Genomic DNA, 20,477 nt, shown 5'->3' with positions numbered 1-20,477 from the left:
TCAACTGGTTGAGCGAAGTATGTGCGCAACCCGTCAAGGGCTTACGTCCTAACGTATTGGTCATTGAGGTCTTCAAGCGCATCTGTCTGTCGCTCGGCTTCGACAAGCACCCAGTACAAATAGAAGCCCTCCTGCACAGTGAGACGAGCATCGTCACCTGGGTAGGTCTGCATGCTTTCAAGGATGCAATCAACAAAGGCGTGTGGGGCGTTGAAACACTTGGCCTTATCGACCAGGTAACACCTGCCAGCGCTCATCGAACCATTCTTTGCTGGCTAATCAACGAAGCGAACTATGATGAGTCGGACGTCAAGCACCATCTGATTGCAAAGCTGACGCAATCACTTGAAAGACCACTGTCTGATCAGGAACTTCAGGACATCCTGCAGCCTGTACGCGGGCGTATTGGAAGGCTGCATCACTTCACGCCTTGGATTCTCGAGTCATTACTTCTTCCCATGCTCGAACAGAAGACAGTAGACACGGCTCAGGTCTCTAGAGAATGGTTCAGCGAGTTGACGAGCCAATGGCGCGGTTCACTGAAAGACAACAACAGCCTTTATTTCAAGCTGGAGGCAGACGGTGCTTTCACTGATGAACTTGCCACATTGACCCGCTATCTGGCTCCAGAAGATCAGAAAGCGATCGTCGCTGAGCTGTGGAAAATCTTCAATGCGCTGGCTCGAACGATTCGTCAACCTTTCAGCGCTCAGGTGAGCTGGCAATCGCACATTCGAGCGCATGAAGTGAACCTCTGGCTCTATGCATTGGCTCGACGTATCGACGCACTGGTTGATGTTGATGCAACCCCATCACTGGCTGAACTTCTGCTTGAGAGCGCTGAGATTATTGATCGGCTTCCCGATACATACCGGGACTATGCCACCAGCACCGAACTACTCACCTACATGAAGGGTGATCCTGACCAACTCAAATCTCATAGCCTGGGCCATACCATCACAAGGCTATTACTAGCGGCCAGTAAGAAGTAGCTGCACGGCAGGTGCCTCGCTCTACAGAGGCACTTACCTACCCGACGCACTGCAACAGCCCTTTGCACTCATTCCTCAAACAGTCAGCATGGGAGTCCGAAGCAATCAGAGTTCTGCTCCTCGGTCGCCTTCAAGAACCCCCGCGATGAACACCATCAGCACTGCCGCCGACGTGTGCCCGGTTAAAGCTGCCAGCCAGGCTCTGAGCACTATCGACGAAAGGTGTGGCCCCGGTGTCAATGGACACTGAAGATTGCCGACGACCACTCTGATCCGTATCAGAAATCGTCAATCGTGATCGATCACGCACCCACCGCGGCTGGCGTCAAACTTCGGAGCATAATACAAACATTCAGCTCTGAGACTACCGTAGTAGAGCCCTGTCAAAATGTTTTTGGGGATCCGGACAGCCTTTAACGGCTCGCCCCGAATCAACGCAGGCGCGTGATGCCGTGATCGGCTCGGCCCAAGGCGATCGGCATCGATCATCCACCTTGTCTGCCCAATGAACCATTCCACCTCGGCCAGTCCGACTAGCAGGACGTTAAACCGAGTGCATTTGGGAGCTTGGCCGATGGCGATACAGGATTTCCGGCCTTTGGATGAGCAGGTTAAGGCGGCGGACGTGCTTTCCGAGGAAGCTCCGCCGGAACACGCGCTGCACATCCCTAAGCTCCAGGTTGCAGCAGGGTAGAACTCAGTCAGCACATGAAATTGCTTTATTATTGATTTCCCTTCCTTATGGCCCTATATAGACAATGGGACGAAGGGTTAGGACGTCATCCACATATTTCATCGGGCCTCTAGGTCTATTCGTTTAACGAACTTACTGGTTCTGAAGAAACCATTCGGCGGAAGTCGTCAGGTGCTAGGCATTGGGTCGTAACGTTTAAAGACGAAACCCTTGATGTTGTTGCACGGGCTGGTGAGGTCGTTGCCTCTAGACTAGCCGTGGCATCACCGCTTGAAGCTTTGCTATCACCTGACACAGATAGAGGGCTAACCTACTGAAGGGCTCCAATGGGTCGACTGGCGCCTGTCGTGACAGGCAACACCCGGCTGATTTCTGCTGGTATCTCAGGGTTGCTTTGGGCCGGTAGGCGCCTGTCACGAGCGGCAGCAACCGACCCATTTCAGCCCTTCGGCACCGGCAGAAACCGGCCAGAAGCGGTCTATCAGTTCTTCAAATTGCGAACATCAGTTCGTCATATCTTCCAAGGTAAGACCAGAAGTCTCGAATGAAGCTTTGAGCTTAGTCCTGTTCTCTCTATTCCAGTCGGCTTCGGGGTGACGAATTATCAGTTCTTCTTCAAGGTAATTTCTGAGCGACTCAGTGTGGACTTCAATCCAAGCGATCTCTACCGTTCCACCGTCACATGCATGTGCTAACACCTGGGCCAACTTCGACCCTGTCTTCTCGTGCTTTCGGAAAAGATGGTTAGTGATCCTTTGTCGCGCTAGCTTCTTGGTAGTCTTTCCGAGATACCTGAGCGAACATTCTGCTGCACCGGATGCACCGGTAAAGATGGCGTATAGGTTTGCAGATCCTGAAACGCTGTCCAGTATCGACTTATTGATGCGAGCCAGCGCATCACCGTCCCAAGGTATAATTGCGGTGATTGGGAACGACACACTTACTCGCCGTTCTGGGTCTAAGAGACGTCTTTCAACTTGAGAAAGAAACTCTTCCAATGACGAAATCTGTTCGTAGTGCATAGCGACAATAAAGTCTCCTGAAATCTGAGGATTAAGCTAACGCACAGGCAATAACCCGCTCACGAAGGACAGCTTTGGGTCGCTTGTGCCAGTAGAGGCAGGCAGCTAACGACCCAGGCTGTATAAAAACGTTTTTGAGCGCAGAGACAGTCTAAAACAGGGCTCAAAACCGTGCTCCTGTGCGAAATTTGAGTATTCACCCGTCACTTAGCCTCAGATTTTGCGTAGGGGCGCGCCTAGCCCGATGATCACCGCTGCCAATCGATACAAACATCGCCTCTGGCTACTGCTGAATGCTCAGAGGTTCCATGCACGTTACGCCCTGCCGCTCCGAAACCCGGTCGAGCGCGCCACCCCCCATGATCCCAAGCGCTGTGAAGCTCAATCGCTTCGGCAGTCGGATGCCGAACTCGAGCCTTGCCGTGTTTGTTGTTCGGGCCAAACGAATAGACCAGCTTGGAATTCTTCGCTTGGGGATGCGGTATGGGAACATCGATGCTTGCGCTCCTAAGTCGCGCCCCATGATGAGGAACAAGCAAACCAATAGGCGCTTTTGCCTGAAGATGCTTAAAGAAGCGGTAATCACAATCACCCGGCAAAATAATGCTTTGCTCCACAGGTATGGAGCACTCTACTGCGGCCACAAGTCCGGAATCGTTCCTGTCCCGACCTGTTCCTTGCGCCCATCGTAAAACGCGACCTCCAGCAAGCGGAACTTCTTGAACGGCCGATGAAGGGGGACTCAGCAGAACCAGCCGCCCGCCATTCGCCTCAATATTTTTGGCGAAGGCGACGTGTCGTGGCCCGACGACCTGATCCGGCGCATACCATGTCTTCGTCAACAGCGAATCCGCCCCTGGACGCGCCAGCATAGCCCCAGCCCAGTGATCGGTATCCCAATGAGAGAGGAAAACCGCTTTCGCACCGCCAGCCTCCAACGAGAGGCCTGGCGGACGAGTGTTCTGATTGGCATAAACACCGGCCCCAGCGTCAAAATAGATCTCCGGCGTACCGCCTACTTTTGCAGCATGTGCGTTGCTTGAGATCGAAGCACTGGCACTACCCTGTCCTACGTCAAATACGACTACATGATCGCACTCAACATTAGCGAACAAAGCTAGATCAGCCGGCTCGAATTGCTTCTGACGAACGCCGGGCAAGGTGAAAATTTCGCTCAACATTTGTTGCTGCTGAGCCGCAAGCTGTAAGTGGACTCGCACCTTCTCAGGCTTTGAGAAAAGTCCACTGTAAGCCGTGGCTAGTCGGCCAACAGAATTAGAGCTTTTGACTATTTTAAACCAGCGGGAGGGGTCAGTATCACCGCCCTGACTGCTATCGCCGTATCTATCTGACCTTGATTTTCGCAGGAACTCAACGAGAATCGAGTAATTTCTGCATGAGTATGGATAGCATAGCTCACACGTAAGGTCACCACATCGATTGTCCCTTACCCGCCGCAGGTTCGTGGTCGAAAATACTACCTGCAAATGAAATAGAGGCATGCGATCAAAATCAGGAGTGGAATCGACGCGATAATCCCTTCCGCCTCTGGCCTTGCTGTGGTTCCTATCAATAAAATCTGCATCCACTACGTCGAAGCTGACACGTGCAGTTCTGCCGCTTCGACTGATTTCGACATCATCTACTCGGGCGTAACCAGCGCTTGGGAACTCGACAGCTTCTCCTTCCCCAAATCGATTGAAATGATTGTTCATGCGCCCTCAGATTATTTAGACAACACAGTCAAACTCACCGGTGGCAAGGATATACGAGTAGCCTTGGACATTGCTGCTTCGGGAATACGGACGCAGTACACGATGCTGGAACGAAGCTACGCCCCGCGATCTTTTTGCGAGATCTGGCTCGCGAGCCAATCGGTCCGATCGTTACAATTAGCTCAGATAATACGAGTGGTTCTACGTGCATCAGATATTCGCTCGGTCACAAGCTCTGACGGAAATCTCCCTGTGAGCCACACTGCTGCTAAGGAGTTTCCACATCTATCAAAGTTGCAATCGAAGCCGCCGTGGAAGGCAGCTATGGGTCGATTGCTGCCTGTTATAAGCACGCGCTACGAGGTAAGGATGTCCGGTCAGCGCCCCCAGCACATTGCTCATGTTTTACAGGTACGAGAACCAGTAGGCACGATCACATGCACCCTGGATACGCACTTCCGAGACTTGCCACTAGGCGTAGCGTTTTTTTGATCGATAGGCAAATTTCTCGGCAGTTGACTGACTAGCTTACGTCGCCACAAAATTCGCGTATTTACCATGAATAGGAAGGTACCAGCAGGTGGAGCAGAACGTCAAAAGTAAGCCGCATGCACCTGATCGCGTACGGCAATAACTTTTCTTCACACAGCGTCCGCCTGTCGCTACATTGCCATAAATTGCGTTCTTTCATCTGGACTCGAAAGAATCTCAGTCCTACATCACTGCAATGACATTGCCACCCTTGGAGTTTTAACCATGTCATTGCGATGCCCTTCCTGTAACTCAAATCAAATCGGCTCCCTTCGAATCGCTATGAAAGTCGGTGCCGCTGTCGGTACGATCGGCGGCGCAGCGCGCGGCATTAGTGGAGCGCTCGCCGGGTCTGAAGCAGGTGCTGCCATAGGCGCTATCGCTGGACCGATTGGTATCACTATCGGCTCGATATCAGGTGCCATACTCGGCGGACTTGCCGGCGGCGTTGGCGGCTGCGCGCTTGGTGCCAAGCTGGGCGATCAACTCGATCGCCATGTACTGGCTAACAACGTATGCCTTGAATGTGGCTATCGCTTCAATCAGTAAGCCAGACCTGCTCTTCTTACTTATCCCTTCTATTTATTAGGCAGAGGCTGCGCGAGGCGTGGCCTTTATGCCGTTACACATCTAAAGGATTACTTTCATGGCACATCTGATCGAACAAATGGCTTATGTTGGCGCTACTCCTTGGCATGGCCTCGGTAATCGCCTTACTGAAAAGCAACCGCTCGAAGTCTGGCAACGAGAGGCTGGAATGAACTGGCATATCCAGGAAAGCCCGGTTCACTTCAAGGCAGACGCTATCGGTGCGCTCGGCACTATCCATACCTTCCCAGAGCAAAAGGTGCTCTACCGCTCCGATACCAAAGCGGCGTTGTCAGTTGTTTCCAACCGCTATCAAGTCGTCCAGCCTCGGGAAGTCCTAGAGTTTTACCGGGATCTCACCGAAGTCTCAGGCTATGAACTCGAAACAGCCGGAGTACTTAAAGGAGGCCGCAAGTTTTGGGCGCTAGCCAAAACAGGACAAGCGGCAACACTGAAAGGTAACGATCTGGTCAGTGGCTACCTGCTCTTGGCTACCTCATGTGATGGCACCCTAGCGACTACCGCTACGCCCACCACGGTACGTGTTGTCTGCAATAACACCCTAACCATCGCACTGGACGGCACCGCTCAGGCCATCAAGGTTCCACACAACACCCGCTTTGATCCTAAAGTCGTCAAGAAGCAGCTGGGCATTGCTGTCTCCCAGTGGGATGAATTCATGTACCGCATGCGTCATCTGGCTGAACGCAAGGTGCAGTGGCATGAGGCGATGGGCTTTTTCATGAACGTACTTTGCGAAGTTAATCCAGCAAATCAGTTGCCTGAAACCCTGCCCAACGAGCGAGCCCTACGCAAGGTACAAAGCCTTTATGAGGGACAGGGTCGCGGAGCTACGCTTGAGTCTTCACGTGGCACGGCCTGGGGCTTGCTCAATGCCGTAACCGAGTACGTCGACCATGAGCGTCGTGCTAGGAGCAATGAGTACCGTATGGATTCAGCCTGGTTTGGCCAGGGGGCTCAGATCAAGCAGCGCGCGCTCGATACTGCCATCCAGCTAGTTGCCTAGAGGCGCTCGCCCCGCGCCTGATGAGCCTTTGCTCATATACCTGGTTCCTGCCGAGAGGCACCAGCCAGTGTTTACCTACTCTCTTCACTCACTACCTCTTTAGAAGCTTCAACGCGATTCGCCTCTAGAGGTAATCCCTTATCAAGAACACCATGACAGACAATGAACTGATTAAGCAGGCTGAACTGCTCTTAGCTAGCGCTAGGGAACTGCGTACCAGTGCGGCCTATGCTGATAACCGTACGGCACGTGACGCCGATCTCCTTGTAGCAGATAGATTTGAGCGGCGCGCCAATGAATTCATGGGGCGCAACAGTCAATACAAGAAAGAGGAACTAGAACGTTACAAGGCCTATTGGGCCAGGCAGCCCCATACCTTTCCCAAACCACCTGAGCATATCCGCCAGCGGCGCCTGGTTATTCAGGCTATGGGTAGACTTGAAGCATTCTTTGGGCAGCCGAGGAAAGCGTTATGACAAACCAAACGCTCGTTGCACTATTGAAGGAGATCCAGGGCGCTGCCCTTCGGGTGAGCTGTGCGGATCGCTATGTAGCTTTCGTCCACTATGACGGTAATGTTCAGTCACTGCTGATCCAAGTCCACCATTCCTGCAGACCTAATTTCGTAGCTGGCAAGCCGCCGCCCCTCATCTGGAGCGATGAAGTTTGGCTGGACCTGGACGATAACCCTCAAGCCAGACTGGAAACCATGCTCAGGCGCTTGAGTAACTTTCTTGAAGCAGTGACGGAGCAAGCCGTATGAGCGCCCAGATTCTTGTCTACCCCAAAACTCCTCCAGAGCTAATCGCTGCACGGAGCTTCAAAGGTCTAACCGCTCGCCTTGAGCGATTGGGATTCAGTTATCTCAAACAGATTCGCTTTAGGCGTCAGCCGTTTCAGAAGAATGGTTTATGGCGTGCCGAAGTGATCATATCTGCTCAACAGCAAGCGCAAGTGCATCTAGGTCTTGCCGAAAGAATAATTGGGCTAAACAACTGACTTTCCCCTAGCAAGCCAACCTCCTTCGCTCTCCCTGTACTCCCTAAACCTTAATTCATTTTCCTTTATGCAGCTGTTGCAGGCCTTCGGCTGCCTGGAGTAAACCCATGTTCAAATCAGAGTCCATAGCAGCGCTAGCCAAAGCACTAGCCGGCGCTCAAGCGGAAATTGAAAATGCCACCAAAAGCAGCGTGAACCCACACTTTCGTAACAAATATGCCGACCTGGCTGAAATCCTTAATACATCCCGGCCAGTGCTTAGCAAGCACGGACTTTCCATTGTTCAAATGCCCTTCTTCGAAGAGGGTAAGGTCGGAGTCGAGACTCTTCTCATTCATGAATCAGGCGAATGGATAGTTAACAGCTTACTCGGACCTTGCTCGAAGCTTGATCCTCAAAGCGTCGGGTCTGCCATCACGTACTATCGAAGATATTCGCTGGCAGCCTTTGCCGGTATTGCTCAGGAAGATGATGATGCCAACGAAGCAAGCGAGCAAGGCACTCCCAAGCGATCCGTGCCACCAGCGGTGACTAGGCAGCAACTGAACCACTTGGAAACGATATTGAATAACTGTAGCCCAAAGGTGATAGAGAAGTTTAGAAGTGATTATCCCGATACAGCTGAGATCACAGCAGACCTCTATGAAGGGCTAATTGTTAGCTTAGATGCGGCCGCAAAGAAGTATCGAGAGCGGCAAAACGCCGCATAATTGGAGATATGAGCTTTTTTGCAATCAGCGCTATAAATTGTCATAGACCCGGGTAGATAGCTTAAAAGCTATCTACCCGGGTCTATGACAATTTATATTTTTCTTTTATTTTAAATGCCATTGAAATTTTTCTAGGTTTAAAGCGATAGCGACGACAGGCCGCCGATTTATAACAACATTCGGAGCAATCTATATATTTTTCATGCCAACTATTCTGGCGGTGGCTATTCAGGAAGAATCTTAAAGTCAGTATTTTTGCTGTCCATAGGCTGGAACTGGACAATTCCAGGTATTCCATTAAGAGCTACGGAAGCTGGGTTAGATGAAAGCAAGAGACTTCGTAATGGCTGCATGATAACTTCCTTGACTGCCTGTTCATCATTTATTTGAGCGAGCCTTACCGTAAATGACCAAGAGGGATCTTCAGGATTGGAGTCCCACACCATAAGGGTATTGTGCTCTAAATGAGGTGGGTCCTCTTGATCAAGGGGGAATCCCATGCAGAATTCTTTATCACTGCTGAACGCCACCGCCCCATTCCAAAAGCCAATGTAGATTAAAGGCTCAGTGTTACCCGACGCATTGATTCTTTTGCCAGCAAGGCTAATTTGGAAAAAAACATGCTTTCTATCAGCTGACTCTCTTTTTTTATCAAACTCAGCCAAAGAATGCTCCCCAACAAATGCCACTTCTTGAGACCATGCTATTGAGTGCAGCATATGGCCGCCGTTAGGCGAGAGTTCTCGAGCGCTCTTCCAGTTCCCAATTGCCTGATATTTAGCTCTCATCTGTGGCTCTACTAACAGCTCGCTAAATTGCTCTTTGAGCTTTTCGCATAAATGATCACATTCCACGTATAGCAAATTTACATAAGCCATACAGTCACTAATCATCTTGGCCGTGCTAGACATTATTTTGGCTCTCTCTACAGCTGTAAAATGAGTTGCTCGGTTTATAACGGTACGATTAGCACTGGTCGGAGCCATTCTTCCAAAAGACCCAAAGAGGTGTTCCTTCTAATTGGGGCTGTTGAGCTGCTACAAAACCTGAAAATGGGGTGATTTGTAAACGATTGAGCAGAGCGCCTACCTGCTCGGCCCAGCGGCAGAGAAGAAGATCGTGAGTCAATTGGCTCGCTGCACATCCAACATCTGTCCATGTTCTTAGAAATAGTTGGCCATCGCTCCATGGAGCGTCATGTGCAGACTTAGCTTTAATCCCCTCGCTAATATCTAAGCCAAGGAAAACGTGAAGCGCTGTGGCTCTTTCATCAGGCATGAGATATTCCTGCCACTGCTTGCTAAGCTGTTCTCCATTGGTACCAAGTGTTCCGCTGCGCCACTTAACTTCAACTACAATTACCTGCCGTAATAGATTAGGCCATATAATTTCGACACGAATATCAGGCTCGATGCCATTCCGTCGAGACGGCCACAATGTCATACTTACTGAAGATGGATTGCCACCCTGCCAGGCTAGGCCTTGCGTTCCCTTTTTTAAAAGCTCTTTCCAAAAAGTAAAGATTGCAGCATCAGGCAAAAGCGCGAGGGATCCAAAAACAAGCGAGGTCATTTCATCCTCACCTGTAACACGTTCACCTAGTTCTCGCTGTCCGAGATATCGATGATATAGCGTTGTCTTAGATCTATTTATCGCATGAAGCATAGACAGTACCTTACAGCAATCAATAATTTAGTCGGCGGCACAACTTATACCCACCTAAGGTCACCAGTAAACTTGTAGTAATACAGCATAGCCTAGCCAAGCGCATCGTCAATTAAGTGATCAACAGAGACTAATTTAGCCTTTTAACTCTATAACTCATGAGTCCTAATTGAATTGCCAGTCAACTCACAGATAGAGCTAGCACGTTGACAAGTGGAGGCAATAATTCTCTTCGTCTCAAGGTCTCCACCGCGAACATGATAACGAAGAATGCCAAATTTACTTTTAACTTGCGTAACTTCTAAATTGAGATCAGGTTTTTTAGCAAGATAATACGAGAGATCTTTACTTAACTCTTGAAGCAAAGAGAACCAGCCGTCCCCGCATTCGAAACCCCAATGCATTGAACTTTCAGATTTTGGCTTGACATGTCCACAGTATAAATAAGGAAATTCTGTATATAGCTGCTCAGTCAGTCTTACATTCATAATTCAGCCTAAGATTATTTGAATATAGATAGAATATACCTGAAGTTACGGCCTGACATTATTTACTTCCTCAGACTATTAGGCAGTAAAATTACCTAGACTAGGTTTTATTTCGCTAAGTATATTTATTTTACCATCTTTTACCTGAATTACTTGCTCCACCCAAATAACCTCGCCGCCCCAATCTTTATCTAAGAAAATACGTATAACATGTCCTCTATCTTGCTGAAGCGCCAAGACTAACTTGATTGATAAAGAGTATTCGATAATAGGTGCATTTCGTGAAATGCGCACCTGAGGAAAGGAAATCACATAGCCCGTTTTTAGTCGATTTAAACAGCTAACAACCCATTCAGTTTGTTTTTCATTAAACCTATGGGCATCATCGACGAGAAAGCAGGATCCGCTCTCCAACTCATCATGGGTGACACTCATAAAATTTGTTAAATGGTCTAATATTAGAATCGGCCTCTCTGGAAATGCCGCTCTAAGTAGCATGCTTTTACCAACGCCACCACTGCCAGTAACTATCACACGCTCACTAAAGTTAACCAGATCAACGAGACGAGAAAGAAGTGGGCTATTTTCAAATAAAAGAGAAGCATTAAAACCTGATAAGACCTAGACATTAATATCTCTCAACAACAAAATAAATTATTACATAAAAACCAAACAAATAACAATTTAGCCAACTTTAATTATTTAACCCACCCTAAATATTATTCGCTTTTAATATATTTTAAATATGATAAATTGATTGATGAAAAAACAACTGAAGTGTGCGAATGCCTTTTTACCAAGCTAACTCCTCCCTATTCACAGCGCAGCTCAATGACTATGCAAGCCACTATAGAGCCAAGTAGATGAAGGCTTCAGACTAATCGTAGATATTACTTTTAGCAGATTGACTTTCTAGAAATCTATAGACCTTACCAGCCATGCCATTCCAAAGATAAATTTTTTCATTAAAGAAAATCTGAAAGCCAGCCGACACATGCACTACAAGACAAGGCGCGTTTGTTTCTTAGCGCGCTATGAACTTTATCGGTTTACCTTAGGATTTCGTATGGGCACAGCAATTACTACGACTAAACTTACTCAAGCACTTGAGTGGGCTTATGAAAAAGCAATGGATGGTATTCCTGGAACTGGTTCAGCAAAAGAGTTTGCCGAAGAGTATCGTCGTAACAATTCTACGCCAATGAGCGCGGCTAACTCACTCATTCGCTGGCAAAATACCAAAGCGGGAACTTCCGGATTCGTCACCGGCCTTGGCGGTGTTATTACTCTACCAGTTGCAATTCCTGCTAACGTAGCGAGCGTCCTTTACGTTCAGTTGCGAATGATTTCCGCTATCGCTTACTTGGGAGGTCATGACCCTAAAGATGATCGAGTGAAAGCCATGGTATTTACCTGCCTGGCTGGTAATGCAGCTAAAGATATACTTAAAGATGTAGGTATTGTTGTTGTTAATAAAGTAGCGATGAACTCGATCAAGAAAATTAGCGGTGAAACTATTAAGCGCATAAACCAAGCTGTAGGGTTTAGACTTGTTACCAAATTTGGTAGTACAGGTGTAATAAACTTAGGTAAAGCAGTACCAATCCTTGGCGGCTTGATTAGTGCCGGCTTTGACTCATTTACAACCAATACTGTTGGAAATGTAGCACGTGACATATTTATTGACTCTAAAGCCACATTTGATGCAAAGGCGCAAGCTTGAATAGCAGCATTTAAAGCCTAGCCGATTTATCGTCTACCTAAATCCAGTGGTTAGCCACCGCTCAGGCGATCTCGAGCCAAGCTAGGCAGATCGCACGTTGACTAACAAACTGAACGGCGCTAAATCAGGTCAGCTAGTAGACGCTTGATCAAATCGCAGTAGATCATGAAGACTGCGTATCGTTAGTAAAACAGGGTTATCTGTAGGAGACGAGCCAGGCTACTAATATGCATTTTCGCTTTACTCTTCGTGTTTGTAAGCATCCTTGCTGGCTGCTTGGCGATAATAGTGCTAGTGGTCCTGATGGCTCGCATTCCGCCACTGCTCGTGACTGTGCTGCTGACATACTGGATCCTGAGTCGGCTACAATAGAAGCTAATTCGATAAGCCACTGTTTAGGGAAAGCCGCATCCTAGCGGCTCTCCCTAAACAGATCATTAGATGTTCTTTTTTTGCCAGTGAGGCAGAATCCACCGCCTAATCGGACTACAGCCAAGCACTAATGAAACTGCTCAACACTTACGACGACCGCGATGAAGCTGAAGCAGCCGCCGAAAAGCTCAGCGGGGGAAAGCGTCTTGCCAGCGAACGCGACGCCACCATGGTGATCTACAACCTATTCGGCATACCGAGTTGGGGCAATTTTCATCGTCTCGGCATGTATAACCTGGGTGAGCTGAGAGGCTTACTAGAGCGCCGTGAGACCTGGATTCCGGCCGATCAGACACGGCATGCCGAGATTATCTCCACACTGAAGACCGTAGCGAAGAACTACGGAATAGATGTGCCAGGGCACTGGATGTAATCCGGAATAGCAGGAGCGTTCTAACGAGCGCGTCTATCACAAGCTTGCCTTGCCCTATTGGATCTATGGCGCCCGGCAAGCACAAAGATCGAGTAGCGACCCCTTCAGGGAGGAGCCATTGTATCGTCTCCCACAAGCCATCTTGCGCCCGAAGGCAACAGTCTAGCCAGTATCAGAACACAAGAAAGCAGCGACAGGTGCTAAACCTCGCCACTTGACATTCACAAAGCACCCAAGTAGCTCGTCATCATAAAGATCGCCATGCAAAATCACCATGCGTACAATAGATATACAATAGAACGCACCATATACTCTCTAAAACCATTAGCACGACCCCGACTCCAAAATGAGCCCCGCGAATGTCGAACGAACAGCTTGATGACCTAACACAGCCACAGCGCGATCGCCTCGCGTTTGTTGAGCTGCGTGTGCGGTTCATTGGGGATATCCGCCGCCAGGACCTGGTATCGCGCTTCGGAATTCAGTCGGCCGCTGCCACACGGGACCTGGCGATCTACAAGGAACTGGCGCCGAGCAATATCGACTACGACGCCAAAGCCAAGTCCTACGTGCTCGGCGAGCACTTCAAACCCGTATTCGACTACCAGCCAGAGCGGGTCCTGGCCTGGTTGACCCAGGGGTTTGGCGATGGCGAACCATCCCGGCTGAGAGCCTGGGTAGCCAGTGAGATCCCATTCAGCCTCACGCACCCGAATCTGGACGTACTGGCCGCCGTCACCCGCTCTATTCACCAGGAGCGACCGCTGGCCATCGAGTATCACTCCATTTCCAGCGGCCGAACACAGCGCGAAATCGTGCCCTTTGCCCTGATCGACAACGGGCTGCGCTGGCACGTCCGCGCCTTTGATCGCAAAACCCAGGAATTTAGGGATTTCGTGATTACACGGATAAAGCGCCCGACGGCTCCACGGGATGCCGGCGTGCAAGCCCACGAACGCAGCGACCAGGATATCCAGTGGACCCGCATCGTGGAGTTGGAACTGGTCCCGCATCCAGCACAGCCGCGCCCTGAGATCACCAAAATGGATTACAGCATGGATGATGGCAGTCTTCGCATGAAGCTGCGGGCTGCCACGGCGGGCTACATCTTACGCAAATGGAGCGTCGACTGTTCCCCGGATCACAGCCTGCGGGGGCCTGAGTATCGCCTGTGGTTGAAAGACCACCTTGCCATTTATGGCGTCAAGAGTGCTTTGCTCGCACCCGGCTACTGCTCATCGGAGCAGCAGCAAGCGGCCGAACTGGACTGAGGCCATAATGCTGGAGCAGCTCGAACAACGAATTAACGAAGTAGGCGCCCTGCAAACTAAGCTGGTCCTGCTGACTGGCCGCCCTGGTAGCGGCAAAAGTGCCTTGATCGGAGTATTAGCGAAGTATCACGGCATCCGTGTGATGAATGTCGGTGCCGCCTTGGGCCGCCAGTTGGCCGCGATGTCTCAGCGGCAGCGAGCACTACAGGCAAATGTGGTTCTGCGGGATCTGGCCGATGAACATGCCAAGGGCGACCTGCTGTTGCTCGACAATCTCGAGCTGCTGTTTGACCGCTCGCTCAAGCTGGACCCGCTGGACCTGCTCAAGCGCCACGCCCATGGCCGCCGCGTAGTCGCGGTGTGGCCGGGCGAGCTGCGCGAAGGCCGGCTCGTCTATGCCGAGATGGGGCATCCGGAATATCAGGACTACGGCCTGGATGGCCTGGTTCCAGTTGAAATTAAATCGTTGGGGTAAAGGGGAAGCACATGCGCTACGGGGATCTTATTCAGTTCGAGCCGATTGAGTCGGTCATTCAGCTGCTCGACGCCAATCGGCCCAACGAGGCCAAGAAGCTCGTCGCCACCTATGTCATTTCCGATGACATGGCCGAGCGCATTGCCAAGCAGATGATCCCGCAGCTCTCCTTCGATGAGTCGGTCGACCATAAGGGCGTGCTGGTGGTCGGCAACTACGGCACCGGTAAATCGCACTTGATGTCGGTGCTGTCGTTGATCGCCGAAGACGCCGCCTATGTGCCTATGGTTCAGCACCCCAAAGTCGCCGAGGCGGCCGGCAGCATCGCTGGCAAGTTCAAGGTGCACCGCATCGAGATCTCCAGTCAGATGTCCTTGCGCGACATCATCACCCAGGAGCTGGAGATCTTCCTGGAGAAGCAGGGCGTCAGCTACGCCTTCCCGCCGGCCGACAAAGTCGTCAATAACAAAGCGGCGTTCGAGGAAATGATGGCTGCCTTTGACGAAGTACACCCTGGCAAGGGCGTACTGCTGGTGGTCGACGAGTTCCTTGAGTTCCTGCGCTCGCGCAAGGACCACGACCTGGTGCTGGATCTGTCCTTCCTGCGCGAGATCGGCGAAGTCACCAAGCACCTGCGCTTCCGCTTTGTGGCCGGCGTGCAGGAAGCCATTTTCGACAACAGCCGCTTCCAGCATGTTGCCGACAGCCTGCGCCGTGTGAACGAACGTTTCGCCCAGGTGTTGCTGGCCCGTCAGGATGTCAGCTTCGTTGTCGCCGAGCGTCTGTTGAAAAAATCCGCTGACCAGCAGCACAAGATCCGCACCTACCTCACACCCTTCGCCAAGTTCTACCACAACATGAACGAGCGGATGGATGAATACGTGCGACTGTTTCCGGTGCACCCGGACTACATCGGCACCTTCGAGCGCCTGATATTTACCGAAAAGCGCGGCGCGCTGGTCACCTTGCGCGACCAGATCCAGGCCATCCTGGACGATGAAGTACCCACCGACCGCCCTGGCCTGATCGGCTTCGACAAGTTCTGGGAAACGGTCACATCCAACTCGGTATTGCGCTCAGACCCGAATATCGGCCCGGTACTCAATGTCGCTGAAGTGCTGGGCGAGCGCGTGCAAAAAGCGTTTTCTCGCCCCGCCTACAAGGCCATGGCCATTCGCGTCATCAAAGGCCTGTCCGTCCACCGCCTGACCACCGGCGGCGATATCTACGTGCCCGTGGGGCCGACCGCAGAAGAGCTTCGCGACACCCTGTGCCTGTACCAGCCCGGCATCGAGGACATGGGCGGCGAGCCGGCCGACGACCTGCTGACCGCCGTGCAAACCACCCTGCGCGAGATCGTCAAGACGGTGAATGGCCAGTTCATCTCCAAGGCCCCCGACACCGAGCAGTACTACCTCGACCTGAAGAAAGACGTCGACTACGACGCACAAATCGAGAAGCGCGCCGAAGCCCTGTCCGACGCCGCTCTGGATCGTGCCTACTACAGCGCCCTGATGCAGTTGATGGAGCACACCGAGGAAGACACCTACGTCACCGGCTACCGGATCTGGCAACACCAGGTGGAGTGGCAGGAGCGGCGTGTCGAACGCAACGGCTACCTGTTCCTTGGCGCCCCCAACGACCGGCCGACCGCCCAGCCGGAACGTGATTTCTACATCTACTTCATCCAGCCGTTCGAGCCACCACGCTTTCGCGACGACAGCCGCACGGATGAGGTGTTCTTCCGCCTGAAAGGCCTGGACGATGCCATCAAACGCTATCTGGCCTGCTATGCCGCAGCCCAGGAGCTGGCGTCATCAGCCAGCGGTGGCGCCAAGTCGGTATATCTGGACAAGGCGAAAGAAGCCCTGCGCGACATGAGCAAGTGGCTGCAAGACAAGCAGATGACGGCCTTCGAAGTCACCTACCAGGGCAAGACCAAAACCCTGCAGGAGTGGGCCAAGGGCGTCTCCATGCGTGACAAGCTGCGCCTGGGGCCGGATGAGCGCGCCAACTTCCGTGACATCGTCAACGTCACATCAGGCCTGGCCCTCGGCACCCATTTTGCCGACCTGGCGCCGGAGTACCCGACGTTCTCCGCCCTGGTCACCGAAGCCAACCGCAAGCAACTCATCGGCAATGCGCTGAAGGCACTTGCCGGCGGCACCCGCACCAAGGATGCCATCGTTATCCTGGATGCCTTGGAAATGCTCGATGGCGACCGCATCGAGCCGACCCGCTCCCGTTACGCCCAGGAAGTCCTCAGCCGTCTCACCGCCAAGGGCCACGGCCAGGTTCTCAACCGCGCCGAGCTAATCAGTGGTGCCACCGATGTCGAGTTCTTTGCACCGGTACGCTTCCGCCTGGAGCCCGATCTGCTGATGGCGGTGCTGGGTGGCCTGGTGTACTCCGGTGACATCGTGCTCGCCATCACCGGCGACAAGATCGACTCCGGTAAACTCTCCCTGCTGGTGGAGCGCGCCCTGGATGATCTGAAGACCTTCAAGCACGTTGAAGCCCCCAAGGAGATCAACGTTGCCGTTCTTCGCTCACTGTTCGAGCTGCTGGGCCTGCCAAGCGGTCTCGCGCAGATGGCCACCCAGGGCAAGGAAGAGCCCGTCAAGGAGCTGCTGGAAGCCGTTGCCAAACTGGTCAATCGGGTGCTCACCGTGGGCACCGACCTGCAAACCCGTCTGAGCTTCTGGGGTCAGTCCCTGCTGCGTGAGGAAGAGCTGCGTGATTGGCGCAGCCGCCTGGAGGCCCTCAAGAGCTTCCTGGAAAGCCTGTCCCCCTACAACACCGTGGGCAAGTTGAAGAACCTGCGCATCACCCAGGCCGACATCGAGGCACAGCAGAAGAACCTGGACGTGCTCTCCGCCGTTGAGAAGCTGCGTGATCTGGTTGCCGAGTTGGGTAGCGTGGCTGGCTACCTGTCCCAGGCGGAAATGGTCCTTCCTAATGACCACGCCTGGGTGCAGCAGGCTCAGTCGGCCCGCAAGGACATTCTCGACAAACTCGCCCAAGACAAGAGTGCAGCCCAGGCCGCCACCTACCGCCAACAACTGGCAGCGCTCAAGAAGGACTACATCAACGCCTATGTGGCCCAGCACAGCCAGGCGCGCCTTGGTGTAGCCGAAGACAAGACCAAGACCGCCCTGCGTCGCGATTCGCGCATCACCACGCTGCGCACCCTGGCGGGCATCTCGCTGATGCCTACCGGACAGCTCACCAGCTTCGAAGACAAGCTCGACAAGCTCAAAAGCTGCGCCTCGCTGGTCGAGGCCGAGCTGGCCACCAGCCCGGTGTGCCCGCACTGCGGTTTCCGGCCGGCCAACGAGCAAGCCGACCTGCTGCCGGCCGCCAACGTACTCAAGGCCCTGGATGAAGAGCTGGACCGCCTGCTCGAAGGCTGGCAGCAAACCCTGCTGGACAACCTCGATGACCCCATCATCCAGGCCAACTTCGAGCTGCTGAAGGCCAGCCAGCGCGAGCTGATTACCGCCTTCCTCGCGTCCAAAACACTACCCGACCCAGTCACGCCGGAATTTGTAGCCACCATCCAGGAGGCGCTGTCCGGCCTGGAGAAGATCCTGGTCACCGGCGACGACATCAGACAGGCGCTGCTGGCCGGCGGCTCTCCGGCCACGCCTGAAGACCTGCGCCGCCGCTTCGAGTCATTCATGACCGAGCGTTGCAAGGGCAAGGACGCGAGCAAACTGCGGTTTGTGGTTGAGTGATGATGCGTTGGGGAACCCATCGTGGCGAAGCTTGCATAAAGCTTAAGAATTCCTTGAGTGGACAGGCCATGGGCCTTACTGAGGCAGAATATGGACATTGAAACATCTGGAGCAATCAGGCTTTTCTTCCCCAACCCGTCATTAACGTTGGTGTATTTTGAAGCCGTTGCCAACGCTCTGGATGCCGGTGCAACTGATGTAAGCATCAATATTGATGTACAAGCATTTGATAAGCCAGACACACTCAAGATAACTGTTTCGGATAACGGCGACGGCTTCACCGACGAAAATTTCGAGCGTTTCAGAAAGCTACTGCGACCCAGGGACAAGTTCCATAAAGGCATAGGGCGCTTGGTTTTTCTCAACTACTTCAATCGTGTTGAAGTGACTAGTACGTGGGGAATGTGCCACAGGCACTTCATCTTCAAAGATTCTTTTGATGGCAATGCACCACTCGAAAATCTTGCAGCCGAGCAACCAGCCAAGACCACGTTGGAGTTCACTGGCTTTGCCAAAGACCGGGTTAAGTCCTACGACGACCTGAAGCCGGATGCACTAAAGCCGCTCTTGATCGAGCAGTTTTTGCCTACTTTGGACGCACGCAAGCGTGATGGAAATGTGTTCAGGATTTCCATCAACTTGAAAACCAATGAAAGCAATACGCAGAAGGAGTTCTTTCCACACGAAACTGCAATAACGGCAGACGATTTGCCGTCAATGACCAAGGTTACGATCCAGGACGATACCCTAGATGCCATCTCCAGCATCGACATGTACTACCACATTGAGTCAGTGGCAGGTAAGGGGCGCTCATTGACTGCGTTCAGTATTGATGGACGAACGATACCGGCCAATCTGATACCGCCATCGTCTTTTCCGGCGGGCTATCTATGTGTTTTTTTATTTGAGTCGGAAATATTTCACTCCAATGCGGACAGCTCAAGGCAAAAGCTTGTGCTGCCTGAAGGCATACAGGAAGCACGCCTGTACCGCGTAATGCGCAAGGAGCTTGGCAAGGTTCTTGCCGAACAGATTCCGTTAATCACAGAAAGAAACGCCAAGGTCAGAGCGAAATTTGAGGAGCAATTCCCTCACCTGCTCGGCTACTTCGAGACAGATACCGTCGGCTTGATTGACCGTGACGATGCTTTAACCATCGCACAGCAGCGTTTCTTCCGTGTTCAGAAAGAGATTCTTCAGTGCGAACATCTGAGCGAGTCAGCTTACGAGAAATCGCTTGAACTCTCATCCCGAACCCTAACCGAATACATCTTATACCGGGAAAAAATTATCGGCCGCATGAAAGAAATGACAGCCGATGACGCCGAATCTGAGATCCATAACCTCATCGTCCCTAGGTTCAAGGAGTTCTTACAGGATGAGATGCCGTCTGAGGTTTACCAGAACAATGCCTGGCTGCTAGACGACAAGTTCATGGTGTTTCGGACCATTCTCAGTGAGAAGAGCATGGATACCGTCATCAATGCCATACGACTTGATGAAGAAAAAATCGGCGACACGGGACGACCTGATATCGCCATGATCTTCTCAGCGGACCCAAACGATGATGTGCCGGTAGACGTAGTGGTGGTGGAAATAAAGAAAAAGACTGACGAGGAAAAGGACAATTTCTACGCAGTCAATCAGCTACTTGATCGCGCAGGAAAGCTTGTGGCGCACTGCCAGAACATTCAAAGAGTCTGGTACTACGCGATTATGGATATCAATGACACCGCGGCGTTTCGACTCCGGCAAATGAAGTGGACACCACTTTTTTCGAAGGGCAAGGTGTTTTATCAGGAATTTGAAACACCGCATCTAGGTGGCCGAATTATTCCTACGCCTACATTTGTGGTTTCTTTCGATGCGATCGTAGCCGATGCAGAGTGCCGTAATCACACGTTCCTTGAGATCCTGCGTGCCGGAATGAAGCAATATGCGGCTGATTCCAGAAGGGCTAGATTTCCGGCAGATGACTGATTAGGAAGACGAGTTAGCATGAATAACTTGTTTCATGACGAACGTTCCAAAGCAA

At 52.0% G+C, this 20,477-nt stretch carries 18 protein-coding genes; 13 read left to right on the top strand and 5 right to left on the bottom strand.

Annotated elements, in window-relative coordinates; translation table 11 throughout:
• Window positions 1-8 precede the first annotated feature (8 nt).
• On the top strand, window positions 9-992 hold the full coding sequence (locus tag IEX86_RS25090; RefSeq protein WP_229685416.1) for a hypothetical protein: 984 nt from the start codon (window positions 9-11) through the stop codon (window positions 990-992).
• 1,197 nt (window positions 993-2,189) lie between these two features.
• Here IEX86_RS25090 and IEX86_RS19155 read toward each other — a convergent pair.
• Both IEX86_RS19155 and IEX86_RS19150 read right to left on the bottom strand, forming a co-directional pair.
• Complete coding sequence (locus tag IEX86_RS19155) at window positions 2,190-2,708, bottom strand: GIY-YIG nuclease family protein (RefSeq protein ID WP_188867735.1); 519 nt, start codon at window positions 2,706-2,708, stop codon at window positions 2,190-2,192.
• A gap of 248 nt (window positions 2,709-2,956) precedes the next feature.
• Window positions 2,957-3,889, bottom strand: coding sequence for a ComEC/Rec2 family competence protein (locus tag IEX86_RS19150; protein ID WP_188867734.1), 933 nt, complete (start codon window positions 3,887-3,889; stop codon window positions 2,957-2,959).
• A 1,347-nt stretch (window positions 3,890-5,236) separates the two neighbouring features.
• Here IEX86_RS19150 and IEX86_RS19145 point away from each other — a divergent pair.
• From IEX86_RS19145 to IEX86_RS19120, 6 genes are all read left to right on the top strand, one after another.
• Window positions 5,237-5,503, top strand: a complete 267-nt coding sequence (locus IEX86_RS19145) for a hypothetical protein (protein ID WP_188867733.1) — start codon at window positions 5,237-5,239, stop codon at window positions 5,501-5,503.
• Window positions 5,504-5,600: 97 nt separating this feature from the next.
• A complete protein-coding gene (locus IEX86_RS19140; RefSeq protein ID WP_188867732.1) occupies window positions 5,601-6,569 on the top strand; it encodes a DUF932 domain-containing protein in 969 nt (322 codons plus the stop codon).
• A 152-nt stretch (window positions 6,570-6,721) separates the two neighbouring features.
• Window positions 6,722-7,045, top strand: a complete 324-nt coding sequence (locus tag IEX86_RS19135) for a hypothetical protein (RefSeq protein ID WP_188867731.1) — start codon at window positions 6,722-6,724, stop codon at window positions 7,043-7,045.
• Window positions 7,042-7,332 (top strand): hypothetical protein, encoded by a 291-nt coding sequence (locus tag IEX86_RS19130; RefSeq protein WP_188867730.1) that lies wholly within the window; start codon window positions 7,042-7,044, stop codon window positions 7,330-7,332. The genes IEX86_RS19135 and IEX86_RS19130 overlap by 4 nt, the downstream gene beginning before the upstream one ends.
• A complete protein-coding gene (locus tag IEX86_RS19125) occupies window positions 7,329-7,568 on the top strand; it encodes a hypothetical protein (protein ID WP_188867729.1) in 240 nt (79 codons plus the stop codon). Before IEX86_RS19130 ends, IEX86_RS19125 begins: the two co-directional genes overlap by 4 nt.
• A 107-nt stretch (window positions 7,569-7,675) precedes the next feature.
• A complete protein-coding gene (locus tag IEX86_RS19120; protein WP_188867728.1) occupies window positions 7,676-8,278 on the top strand; it encodes an ERF family protein in 603 nt (200 codons plus the stop codon).
• A 224-nt stretch (window positions 8,279-8,502) separates the two neighbouring features.
• On the opposite strand, the gene IEX86_RS19115 is transcribed toward IEX86_RS19120, so the two are convergent.
• The 3 genes from IEX86_RS19115 to IEX86_RS19105 form a co-directional block, all read right to left on the bottom strand.
• Window positions 8,503-9,189 (bottom strand): hypothetical protein, encoded by a 687-nt coding sequence (locus IEX86_RS19115; RefSeq protein WP_188867727.1) that lies wholly within the window; start codon window positions 9,187-9,189, stop codon window positions 8,503-8,505.
• 55 nt (window positions 9,190-9,244) lie between these two features.
• Window positions 9,245-9,850, bottom strand: coding sequence for a hypothetical protein (locus tag IEX86_RS19110; RefSeq protein WP_188867726.1), 606 nt, complete (start codon window positions 9,848-9,850; stop codon window positions 9,245-9,247).
• A 659-nt stretch (window positions 9,851-10,509) separates the two neighbouring features.
• Window positions 10,510-10,965, bottom strand: coding sequence for a hypothetical protein (locus tag IEX86_RS19105; protein ID WP_188867725.1), 456 nt, complete (start codon window positions 10,963-10,965; stop codon window positions 10,510-10,512).
• A gap of 532 nt (window positions 10,966-11,497) precedes the next feature.
• On the opposite strand from IEX86_RS19105, the gene IEX86_RS19100 reads away from it, so the two are divergent.
• The 6 genes from IEX86_RS19100 (at window position 11,498) to IEX86_RS19075 (ending at window position 20,422) form a co-directional block, all read left to right on the top strand.
• Window positions 11,498-12,154 (top strand): EcsC family protein, encoded by a 657-nt coding sequence (locus IEX86_RS19100; RefSeq protein WP_188867724.1) that lies wholly within the window; start codon window positions 11,498-11,500, stop codon window positions 12,152-12,154.
• A 502-nt stretch (window positions 12,155-12,656) separates the two neighbouring features.
• The gene (locus IEX86_RS19095) at window positions 12,657-12,959 is read left to right on the top strand and encodes a hypothetical protein (RefSeq protein ID WP_188867723.1); all 303 of its coding nucleotides are present in this window, start codon (window positions 12,657-12,659) and stop codon (window positions 12,957-12,959) included.
• A gap of 359 nt (window positions 12,960-13,318) precedes the next feature.
• Complete coding sequence (locus IEX86_RS19090; protein WP_188867722.1) at window positions 13,319-14,230, top strand: WYL domain-containing protein; 912 nt, start codon at window positions 13,319-13,321, stop codon at window positions 14,228-14,230.
• Between the two features lie 7 nt (window positions 14,231-14,237).
• The gene (gene brxF / locus IEX86_RS19085) at window positions 14,238-14,705 is read left to right on the top strand and encodes a BREX-3 system P-loop-containing protein BrxF (RefSeq protein WP_188867721.1); all 468 of its coding nucleotides are present in this window, start codon (window positions 14,238-14,240) and stop codon (window positions 14,703-14,705) included.
• 11 nt (window positions 14,706-14,716) lie between these two features.
• The gene (locus IEX86_RS19080) at window positions 14,717-18,442 is read left to right on the top strand and encodes a DUF6079 family protein (protein WP_188867720.1); all 3,726 of its coding nucleotides are present in this window, start codon (window positions 14,717-14,719) and stop codon (window positions 18,440-18,442) included.
• A 90-nt stretch (window positions 18,443-18,532) separates the two neighbouring features.
• Window positions 18,533-20,422, top strand: coding sequence for an ATP-binding protein (locus IEX86_RS19075; RefSeq protein ID WP_188867719.1), 1,890 nt, complete (start codon window positions 18,533-18,535; stop codon window positions 20,420-20,422).
• Window positions 20,423-20,477 lie beyond the last annotated feature (55 nt).

Origin of the sequence: Pseudomonas asuensis (assembly GCF_014646755.1) — a bacterium.
GTDB classification, from domain to species: Bacteria; Pseudomonadota; Gammaproteobacteria; order Pseudomonadales; family Pseudomonadaceae; genus Chryseomonas; species Chryseomonas asuensis.
Note: the sequence above shows the minus strand (reverse complement) of the source record. Positions and strands in the feature narration are given on the sequence as shown.

What these genes read in the sequence shown, in the direction of transcription:
- IEX86_RS19155 (WP_188867735.1), bottom strand. Translation starts at nt 2,708, where the DNA reads ATGCACTACGAACAGATTTCGTCATTGGAAGAGTTTCTTTCTCAAGTT.
- IEX86_RS19140 (WP_188867732.1), top strand. Translation starts at nt 5,601, where the DNA reads ATGGCACATCTGATCGAACAAATGGCTTATGTTGGCGCTACTCCTTGG.
- IEX86_RS19145 (WP_188867733.1), top strand. Translation starts at nt 5,237, where the DNA reads ATGAAAGTCGGTGCCGCTGTCGGTACGATCGGCGGCGCAGCGCGCGGC.
- IEX86_RS19130 (WP_188867730.1), top strand. Translation starts at nt 7,042, where the DNA reads ATGACAAACCAAACGCTCGTTGCACTATTGAAGGAGATCCAGGGCGCT.
- IEX86_RS19125 (WP_188867729.1), top strand. Translation starts at nt 7,329, where the DNA reads ATGAGCGCCCAGATTCTTGTCTACCCCAAAACTCCTCCAGAGCTAATC.
- IEX86_RS19115 (WP_188867727.1), bottom strand. Translation starts at nt 9,189, where the DNA reads ATGTCTAGCACGGCCAAGATGATTAGTGACTGTATGGCTTATGTAAAT.
- IEX86_RS19150 (WP_188867734.1), bottom strand. Translation starts at nt 3,889, where the DNA reads ATGTTGAGCGAAATTTTCACCTTGCCCGGCGTTCGTCAGAAGCAATTC.
- IEX86_RS19120 (WP_188867728.1), top strand. Translation starts at nt 7,676, where the DNA reads ATGTTCAAATCAGAGTCCATAGCAGCGCTAGCCAAAGCACTAGCCGGC.
- brxF (WP_188867721.1), top strand. Translation starts at nt 14,238, where the DNA reads ATGCTGGAGCAGCTCGAACAACGAATTAACGAAGTAGGCGCCCTGCAA.
- IEX86_RS19100 (WP_188867724.1), top strand. Translation starts at nt 11,498, where the DNA reads ATGGGCACAGCAATTACTACGACTAAACTTACTCAAGCACTTGAGTGG.
- IEX86_RS19135 (WP_188867731.1), top strand. Translation starts at nt 6,722, where the DNA reads ATGACAGACAATGAACTGATTAAGCAGGCTGAACTGCTCTTAGCTAGC.
- IEX86_RS19110 (WP_188867726.1), bottom strand. Translation starts at nt 9,850, where the DNA reads ATGACCTCGCTTGTTTTTGGATCCCTCGCGCTTTTGCCTGATGCTGCA.
- IEX86_RS19095 (WP_188867723.1), top strand. Translation starts at nt 12,657, where the DNA reads ATGAAACTGCTCAACACTTACGACGACCGCGATGAAGCTGAAGCAGCC.
- IEX86_RS19080 (WP_188867720.1), top strand. Translation starts at nt 14,717, where the DNA reads ATGCGCTACGGGGATCTTATTCAGTTCGAGCCGATTGAGTCGGTCATT.
- IEX86_RS19075 (WP_188867719.1), top strand. Translation starts at nt 18,533, where the DNA reads ATGGACATTGAAACATCTGGAGCAATCAGGCTTTTCTTCCCCAACCCG.
- IEX86_RS19090 (WP_188867722.1), top strand. Translation starts at nt 13,319, where the DNA reads ATGTCGAACGAACAGCTTGATGACCTAACACAGCCACAGCGCGATCGC.